The following is an 8,256-nucleotide window of genomic DNA, read 5'->3' as shown; positions in this document are numbered from 1 at the left end:
CGGAGTGGCCGCCCTCATGTCACATCGATCTTCCCGCACGGGCATCAAGGTGACGAACGGGTTCAAACCCGTACACCACCCCCGTGGACGCTAACTCCAGCAGAGCCCGAACCACCGATCCTCGCATTCGTCCTGGTCGGAAGGATCGGGCCAGTGCACGACCGGTAATCGTGGCAACCCGATCCGAGGCGAGATCTCGGCGTTGGCCTCGTCTTCCCAGGTGGTGGCCCAGACCAGGTCGCACGGCAGCGCCGCCAGCCGGAGCCCCACCTGCGGGTCGAGCCTCGCCAGGTGGGTGCCTGATGGTCGGCGCTGTGGGCTGCCACCGAACGGCAGGAGCGGCCCATCGATGTCGAGGAAGAGCAGGGGGCGTCCCTGAGGGCCGGTCATACCGCGGTGACCTGTCCGCGTTCGACCGGGGTGCCGTGCTCGAACCCCGCGACCAGGGGGCCGTGCTCGAACCCGGCGACCAGGGGGACGTAATCGAACCCGGCGGACACGAGTGCGGCGAAGTGGGGTGCGTTGACCGCATGCCGACGCCTGCGGGCGGACTCGGTGAGTTTCAAGGCGGCCCGCGAGCCACACCCCTCAGCGACCTTCACTCTTGTTCGCACAGACTGCCTCCTAAGGTGCCGTGATGATCCACATTTGCATTGCACCATTTCGCTCCCTCGCCGTGCACCGGCTCCCTCGACGTGTGAGAGGTCCTGCTAGGCGGATGTGTGGATGAGGTCACGTCCACGGTCCTAGGCAGGCGGCCGATCTCATCACAGGTGGCGGCCTTGAAGTCTCCAGGTGAGTCCTGGTGGCCGATCAGGTGATGTCTGGTCCCAGAAGATGCCTGACGGTTCTGTCCCGCGACATCGGGGAGAGGCATGCTGCCTTTCCGCGCGTCGTCCAGGCGATGGGATTCACCGCTGGTATCGCACATACCCGTCGAAGCGGTGAAGCGGGGTTGGAGATGGGGGTCTGGAGGGCGCGCCCCCCAGGAAGCGCAGTCTGAGCTGTCCGGCGCGGAGCGCTGGTGGGGGAAGGCCATGCCTTGGACGTCTCAGGGCTGAAGGGTTGAATCTTGGTAGGGGATCATTAGCCTCGATGGCGGCGGCATCGGCTGTTCGTGCCGCCGGGTAGGCGCCCGTCGGGGTGCCAAATCAGGAGGTACGGTGACACCCGACCCGACCACCGCCATCGATCACATCTCAGCCGGATACCACCCCGACCCCGCCCGGTCGATGTCTCTGCACGCCGACGCCTACACCGATCCGCAGTGGTTCGAGGTCGATCAGAAGGCGATTTTCGCTCGTACGTGGCAGTGGCTCTGTCACGTGGAGAAGTTACGCGAGCCCGGCAGCTATGTGACGGGCACGGTGGCCGGGATGCCGGTCGCCGCGGTCCGCGATGAGGCGGGGGCGCTGCGCGGGTTCTACAACGTGTGCAAGCACCGGGCGCACGAGCTGCTGTCGGGGTCGGGGGTGCGGCGCAGCATCGTCTGCCCGTACCACGCCTGGAGTTACGACCTGAGCGGCCGGTTGCGGCGGGCGCGCAACACCGGGTTCGACGTCTCCGGGATCTGCCTGGACCAGGTCCAGGTGGCCGAGTTCGGCGGGATGATCTACGTGAACCTCGACCCGGAGGCGGCGCCGCTGGGCGAGCAGGCGGGGGATCTGGAGGCGGAGATCCTGGCGCGGGCGCCGGACGTGGCGAAGCTGACCCTCGCCCGCCGGCTGACCTACGACATCGCCTCCAACTGGAAGAACGTCGTCGACAACTTCCTGGAGTGCTACCACTGTCATGTGGCGCACAAGGACTTCGTGTCCCTGGTCGACATGAGCACCTACGAGGTGACCACGCACGGGATCTGGTCCAGCCACATGGCACAGGCGGGCAAGACGGACAACTCCGCCTATGACGTGTCGGGGGCGACGGTCACCGAGCACGCGGTCTGGTGGCTGTGGCCGAACACCTGCCTGCTGCGCTATCCCGGCCGGGGCAACTTCATGGTGCTGCAGATCATCCCGGACGGCCCGGAGCGGACCCGCGAGACCTGGGACTTCTACCTGGAGACCGACGAGCCGAACGAGGCCGAGCTGGACAGCATCCGGTACATCGACCAGGTTCTCCAGGTGGAGGACATCGCCCTGGTGGAGAGCGTGCAGCGCGGCATGCGCACCCCCGCCTTCACCCAGGGCAGGATCGTCTACGGCCCGGACGGGTCGGGGCTGTCGGAGCACGCCGTCCACCACTTCCACGGCCTCGTCCTGGACGCCTACCGCCGCGAGCTCGCCCGCTGAGGGAACCTTTCCGCCCGCCCGCGTGTAGGGGAAGCGACGGAACGAGCGGGAGGAGCGTCGGTGCGGGCTTTGGCGATGGCGGCGGTGGCGGTGGTCGTGCTCACCGGTGGGTGCGCGGCGAGCACGGGCGGGTCCGGGCAGGCGGGTACGGGCGAGCCTGTGCAAACCGCCGAGTCGAGTACGGACGAGTCCGGGCAGACCGCCGAGCCGAGGGCGGTGGAGACCGGCGAGACGTGCAACGGGACCGAGCTGCTCACCCCCGGTGACGGCTTTCCCGAGGTGCGGGGCAGCGCCGAGGACGCCGAGCTGTGGGGGCTGCTCTTCGGCGAGGTGCCGTTCAAGGCCGGGACCGAGGTGAAGGTCGTGTGGCGGATGACCGGGGACGGCCCGGTGGAGGCGTCGGCGACCGGCCCCGGCGGGAAGCGGGCCAAGCTCGTGTGGCTGCAGGAGCACGGCGGGTCGAGCTGGCGGCGGCCCGGCGACGAGTGGGGCACCGGGTGGGTGTTCCCCGAGCCCGGGTGCTGGAAGGTGGAGCTGTCGAGGACCAAGGGCTCGGGCTACGCCTGGCTACGGGTGGTCTGAGGCGAGGGCACGGTCGACGAACGCGGTCACGTCGGCCAGCACTTCGTCCTTGTTGGTCTCGTTGAAGACCTCGTGCCGGGCCTCCGGGTAGATGATCTCGGTGAGGTCGTCGCCCTGTACGGCTTCGATGCCGGGGCGGGTGCCGGAGAGCGGGACGAGCCGGTCGTCGGAGCCGTGGATCCAGAGCGTGGGCAGCGACCCGAACGTGCCGCCCCCGGCGATGGTCTCCAGGGTGGTGGCGAGCGCTTCCAGCGTGGGCCGTTTGAACGCGCCGTGCCACACCAGCGGGTCCTCGGCGTAGGCGGCGCCGACGGCGGGGTCGCGGGAGAGGGTGGCCGGGTCGATCGGGACCTCCGGGATCGGGTCCTGCGCGAGCAGCTGCGGGATGACCTCCCAGGAGCCGATGACCGGCCCGGACAGCACCAGCGCGGCCAGGCCGTCGCCGTACCGCTGGGCGTAGCGGGCGGCGATGAGGCCGCCCATGGAGTGGCCGATCAGCACGACGGGCACGCCGGGGTGGCCGGTGCGGGCGCGCTCCTCCACCGCGCGCACGTCGGTCACCACGTCCTCGAAGTCGTCGATCAGCACCCGCTCGCCCTGGGACCTGCCGTGTCCCATGTGGTCGGGGCCGTAGACGGCGGCGCCGTGGCGGACCAGGGTGCCGGCGACGTGCTCGTACCGGCCGATGTGCTCGCCGTAGCCGTGCACGAGGAGCGCGACGTAGCGGGGGCTTTCGTGTGGCCATTCGCGGACGACGATCTCGCCTCGCGTGCCGGTGAACCTGTGCTCCCGCGACTCGGCCATGCCGTGCTCCTTCGTCCCAGTGATCCCACCGTAGCGGGAAATATGGGTCTTGTCAGGGTGGGCCTGACGGTTTAGCGTCAGGTCCCCCCTGACGAACGGAGGTTCCTCATGAGCACCGTCATGCGCGATCTGGAGATCCGCTGCTCCTTCTGCACCAAGTCGAAGGACGAGGTGGAGAAGGTGATCGCCGGCGCCGGCGTCTACATCTGCGACGAGTGCGTCGAGCTCTGCAACGCCGTGCTCGAACTGCCGCGCGAGTCGACGCCCGCCGCCGAGATCCCCTGGCCCGACGCGATGTCCGACGAGGAGATCCTCGACTTCCTGCCGCGCGTGGCCGCCATCAGCGCCCAGGTCGACGCCAACCTGCGGGCCTGGGTCGAACGGCTGCGCGAGCGGGGCGTCTCCTGGGCCCGCATCGGCGCGGCTCTCGGCACCTCGCGCCAGTCGGCGTGGGAGAGATTCTCCGGAGAGAAGGGCTGAGCGCGTGCGCGCCTGGACGCTCCCGCTGATGCTGGCGGGGTCAGGGCTGGCGCTGGCGGCCCTGCGGCTCGCCGGCGGCTCCCCCGCCGGCGCGGCCGTCATCCTGCTGGCGTTCGGCGCGCCGGCCGTGCTGCTCTCGCCGCTGGCCTTCCCGGCGTCGGTCACCGACGCGGAGGCGCGGCGCCGCAGCGCGGCCGACGGACGGCCGATCGTCTACTGGCGGGCGGGCTGCCGCTTCTGCCTGCGGCTCCGGTTCCGGCTGGGCCGCGCCGCCCGGCGCGCCCACTGGGTCGACATCTGGCGCGACCCGGAGGGCGCCGCGTCCGTGCGGGCCGCCGCCGGGGGCGACGAGACGGTGCCGACCGTGGTGCTCGCGGGCGTGCCGCACGTCAACCCCGACCCCGCCTGGTTGCGCGGGCAGCTGCCGCGCTAGACCTCGTAGTCGAACTCGTCGTAGCTGAGCTTCCTGCGCAGCAGGTGGATCACCTTCTGCGGGTCGTCGTACGCGCCGGGCACGTAGTAGGGCCTGCCCTCACGGCCGAACGTGATCGCCGACGGCCCCTCCCACGGGTCGCCCAGGATCGGCGAGACCCGCTCGAACTCCTCGTGGGAGTCGATGCCCACCGACTGGCCGTACGCGTCGGCGCCGAACACCAGGTGGCGGGCCAGGTCGAGCGGCACCTCCTGGTAGCCCTTGTAGTCGGAGAAGAAGAACTCCCTGAAGCGGAGCATCTCCCGCTCGTTGAGCGAGTCGGGCCCGATGATGTGCTTGATGCCCGTGCAGTAGACGTCGGCCAGGAAACCGGCGACCGCCAGCCTGTCCCACGTCTCCCGCCGCACCACCAGCACCGACACCATGCCGCCGTCGGCGTCGGGCGCCTCGTCGACCCAGCCGCGGGACGGGTCGACGCCGAGGCCGTTGCTCCAGCCGACGCTCATCCAGCAGCCGATCAGCTCGGCCTCGCGGTCGTCGCCGCTGCTCTCGGCGGCGAGGGCCCGCACCAGCGGGGCGACGACCGACGGGGGCACCTTGAGCGCGCGGGCGATCTCCTTGGGCGACCGGCCCTCGGCCCGCAGCTCGCGTACGCGTTCCTTGAGTTCTGCGCTGTCCACCCGCGCAGCCTAGCCGCGACTTCCGCCGGCGCGATATCCGTGAAGGAAATCGTAAGCGCGGCCGGTCATGGTGACCCTCGTCGGCACGATGAGGGAGGCCACGATGGCAGAGCACGCCTCGTACGAGATCATCCGCGGGTACGGCGTCCCCCGCGAGGACGTCTTCGCCGCCTGGACCACGCCGGAACGGTTCGCGCGGTGGTTCGGGCCGCGGTTCACGGCGGCGCCGGTGGACCGGATCGTGCTGGACGCCCGTCCCGGCGGGGTGTGGCGGGTGACGCTGACCGCCGAGGAGGGGTTCGAGGTGACGTTCGACGGCGTCTACCGCGAGGTGGTGCCGCCCGACCGGCTCGTCTTCGCCACCGGCGACCCGGACGATCCGGTGTCGGTGGTGACGGTCGAGCTGGCCGACGACGGCGGCGGGACCGCGATGACCTTCCGCGAGTACGGGGTGAACGCCGGTGAGGAGTCGAGGCGGGGCTGGATGGAGTTCTTCGACCGGCTCGACGAGCACCTCACCGGGTGAGACTGTCACCGGCCTCGTGCAGCTCCAGCTTGCCGCCCTCCTCGTACGCGTCGGCGTACGCCTGATCGCCCAGCGCCTCCCGGCACGTCCCGGCGACCCGCCGGATGTCCTCCTGTTCGGAGGGGACCGGAGGGGTGTGGTGCCGGTCGCGGGCCGCCGCCGCCAGGCCGAGCAGGCGGGCCGCCGCCGTGTGGGAGCCGCCCGCGGCCAGCGCGCTCGCCATGCCCTCCACCGTGAACGCGGTCGTACGCGGGTCGCCCAGTTTGCGTGCCGCCTCGTACGCCTCCCGGTGCAGCTCCAGTGCGGCGGCCCAGTCGCCGCGCTGGACGGCGACGTGGCCGAGGGCGCCCAGGGTGGTCGGCAGGTGCAGGGCGGGTTCGGCGGCGGGGCCGCGCGGCACGCCGTCGAGCAGGTTGAGCAGGTGCTTCTCCGCCAGGTCCAGCTCGCCCGCCTTCTGGGCGGCGAAGGCGAGGCCCATCTCCGCCATCATCCGGCCCTCCTGGTAGCCGTGCGCGACGGCCAGCCGCATCGCCTTGCCGCACAGCTCCATCGCCCGTACGTGGTCGCCCTCGTACATCGCCAGCCAGCCCAGCCACGCGGTGCGGCGGGCCACCTCCGGCCAGAGCCCCAGCTCCTCGGCCATGACGAGCCCTTCGGCGAACAGTTCCTCGGCGCGCTCGCCGTCGGCGACCGTCTGGGCCAGCCCGGCCAGCCACTCGGTGGCCTGGAGTACGCCCCACCGGTCGCCCAGCTCGCGGAAGATCCGGGCGCTCTCCTCCCCCGCCTCCCTGACCGCCTCCAGTTCGCTCCGGGCGAAGGCGGCCCTGGCCTGCCTGCTGAGCGCGGCGGCCACGCCCCACCGGTCGCCGAGCGCGCGGCACTCCCGCAGCACCCTGCCCACCAGCTCCTCGCTGGACGGCAGGTCGAGGACGACCATGCCGACGAAGAGCGTGGCCCTCGCCCGCGCGGCCGGGTCCTCGATACGGGCGAGCACCGGCTCCCACTCGACCTCCTCCCCGAGCAGTGCGGCGAACCCGGCCAACCACCCCGCCGCGCGGTCCGCCGCCGGCGATCCTGCCGCGCGGTCCGCCCCGGGGGCGGCGGTCAGGGCTGTCTCCAGGGAGCGCCGGGCCTCGGCCAGCCGGCCGCGCAGGAACCAGTACCAGGCCAGCGCGTTGACCAGCCGCAGCGCCACGTCCGCGTCCTTCTGCTGGACGGCGGTGTCGAGGGCGGCCCGGAAGTTGGCGGCCTCCTGGTCCAGCCGCCGCAGCCAGTCCCGCTGCTCGTGCCCGTACAGGTGGGGTTCGGCCTGCTCGGCCAGGGCCAGGTAGTGGCGTGCGTGCGCGGCCCGTACCCGATCCGTCTCGCCCGCTTCGGCGAGGCGGGCCAGGCAGTACTCGGCCACCGACTCCAGAAGCCGGTAGCGCACGCCCGCCGTGCCGTCCACGGCCACCACCAGCGACCGGTCCACCAGCCGGGCCAGCAGGTCGAGCACGTCCTCGTCGGGGCTCGTCGCCTCGGCGGCGTCCAGCGTGCAGCCGTCGGCGTGCACGGCCAGCCTTCGCAGCACCGCCCGTTCGGGCTCGGTGAGCAGGTCCCAGCTCCAGTCGATCACCGCGGTGAGCGTCCGCTGGCGGGCGGGCGCGCCGCGCCGGCCGGACGCCAGCAGCCGGAACCGGTCGCCGAGCCGGTCCACCACCCCCTGCACGCCGAGCGCCCGCACCCGGGTGGCGGCCAGTTCCAGCGCCAGCGGGATGCCGTCGAGGCGGCGGCAGAGCCGCGCCACCGCCTCGGCGTTCCCCACGTTCAGCCCGAACCCGGGCGCCGACGCCGCGGCCCGCGCCACGAACAGCCGCACCGCGTCCGACTTGGCCATGACCGTCAGGTCGGTGCTGCCGGGCAGGTCGAGCGGCGGCACCGCCCACAGCACCTCGCCGTCCACGGCCAGCGGCTCCCGGCTGGTCGCCAGGATGTGCAGGCCGGGGGCGGCGCGCAGCAGCCGTGCGGCCAGGTCGGCGGCCTGCTCGACGACGTGTTCGCAGTTGTCCAGCACGAGCAGCATGCGCCGGGCCCGCAGCGCCTCGGCCAGCCGGTCGGCGGGCGGGGCGGCGGCGTCCTGCCGGATGTCCAGCGCGGCCAGCACGGCCTCGGGCAGCGCCGCCGTCCGGCGATCCAAAGGGGCCAGCTCCACCAGCCACGCCCCGTCGGGGAACTCCTCGTTCAGCTCGCCCGCCACCTCCAGCGCCAGCCGGGTCTTGCCGACCCCGCCGGTGCCGGTGAGGGTGACCAGCCGCTCCTCCCGCACCAGCGACCGCACCTCGGCCAGCGCCTCTCCCCTGCCGATCAGCTTGCTCAGGGAGGCGGGCAGGTTCGTGGCCGGGGGGGGGGGGCGGGGGGCCCGGGGGGGGGGGGGGGGGGGGGCGGCCGGGGCCCGTGTATAAACAGAAATAAGAAATAGGA

General features: G+C 72.2%; 9 protein-coding genes and 1 pseudogene. 5 read left to right on the top strand and 5 right to left on the bottom strand.

Annotation, left to right across the window (positions count from 1 at the left end; genetic code table 11):
• Positions 1-90: 90 nt before the first annotated feature.
• Both AB0J42_RS37255 and AB0J42_RS37250 read right to left on the bottom strand, forming a co-directional pair.
• A complete protein-coding gene (locus AB0J42_RS37255; protein WP_364303228.1) occupies positions 91-390 on the bottom strand; it encodes a hypothetical protein in 300 nt (99 codons plus the stop codon).
• A 98-nt stretch (positions 391-488) separates the two neighbouring features.
• A pseudogene (locus tag AB0J42_RS37250) lies at positions 489-617 on the bottom strand (IS256 family transposase); the annotation flags it as partial.
• Between the two features lie 546 nt (positions 618-1,163).
• Here AB0J42_RS37250 and AB0J42_RS37245 point away from each other — a divergent pair.
• Together AB0J42_RS37245 and AB0J42_RS37240 are read left to right on the top strand one after the other, a co-directional pair.
• Entirely contained in the window at positions 1,164-2,291 is a 1,128-nt protein-coding gene (locus AB0J42_RS37245) for a ring-hydroxylating oxygenase subunit alpha (RefSeq protein ID WP_364303226.1), read from the top strand.
• Between the two features lie 60 nt (positions 2,292-2,351).
• Complete coding sequence (locus AB0J42_RS37240) at positions 2,352-2,873, top strand: hypothetical protein (RefSeq protein WP_364303224.1); 522 nt, start codon at positions 2,352-2,354, stop codon at positions 2,871-2,873.
• On the opposite strand, the gene AB0J42_RS37235 is transcribed toward AB0J42_RS37240, so the two are convergent.
• On the bottom strand, positions 2,859-3,677 hold the full coding sequence (locus AB0J42_RS37235; protein WP_364303222.1) for a lysophospholipase: 819 nt from the start codon (positions 3,675-3,677) through the stop codon (positions 2,859-2,861). The genes AB0J42_RS37240 and AB0J42_RS37235 overlap by 15 nt on opposite strands.
• Positions 3,678-3,785: 108 nt before the next feature.
• Between AB0J42_RS37235 and AB0J42_RS37230 the strand changes: the two genes are divergently transcribed.
• Together AB0J42_RS37230 and AB0J42_RS37225 are read left to right on the top strand one after the other, a co-directional pair.
• Positions 3,786-4,157, top strand: a complete 372-nt coding sequence (locus tag AB0J42_RS37230) for a ClpX C4-type zinc finger protein (RefSeq protein ID WP_364303220.1) — start codon at positions 3,786-3,788, stop codon at positions 4,155-4,157.
• Between the two features lie 4 nt (positions 4,158-4,161).
• On the top strand, positions 4,162-4,590 hold the full coding sequence (locus AB0J42_RS37225) for a glutaredoxin domain-containing protein (RefSeq protein WP_364303218.1): 429 nt from the start codon (positions 4,162-4,164) through the stop codon (positions 4,588-4,590).
• On the opposite strand, the gene AB0J42_RS37220 is transcribed toward AB0J42_RS37225, so the two are convergent.
• On the bottom strand, positions 4,587-5,270 hold the full coding sequence (locus tag AB0J42_RS37220; protein ID WP_364303216.1) for a helix-turn-helix domain-containing protein: 684 nt from the start codon (positions 5,268-5,270) through the stop codon (positions 4,587-4,589). The two genes, AB0J42_RS37225 and AB0J42_RS37220, sit on opposite strands and share 4 nt — an antisense overlap.
• 103 nt (positions 5,271-5,373) lie before the next feature.
• Between AB0J42_RS37220 and AB0J42_RS37215 the strand changes: the two genes are divergently transcribed.
• Entirely contained in the window at positions 5,374-5,796 is a 423-nt protein-coding gene (locus tag AB0J42_RS37215) for an SRPBCC domain-containing protein (protein WP_364303214.1), read from the top strand.
• Here the strand turns inward: AB0J42_RS37215 and AB0J42_RS37210 are convergent.
• Positions 5,786-8,113 carry an AAA family ATPase gene (locus AB0J42_RS37210; protein ID WP_364303212.1) on the bottom strand — a complete coding sequence of 776 codons (2,328 nt, stop codon included), beginning with the start codon at positions 8,111-8,113 and terminating at the stop codon, positions 5,786-5,788. The genes AB0J42_RS37215 and AB0J42_RS37210 overlap by 11 nt on opposite strands.
• Positions 8,114-8,256: the final 143 nt, after the last annotated feature.

The organism is Nonomuraea sp. NPDC049649, assembly GCF_040675175.1.
GTDB lineage: Bacteria > Actinomycetota > Actinomycetes > Streptosporangiales > Streptosporangiaceae > Nonomuraea.
This window is presented reverse-complemented; position numbering and strand designations above follow the sequence as displayed.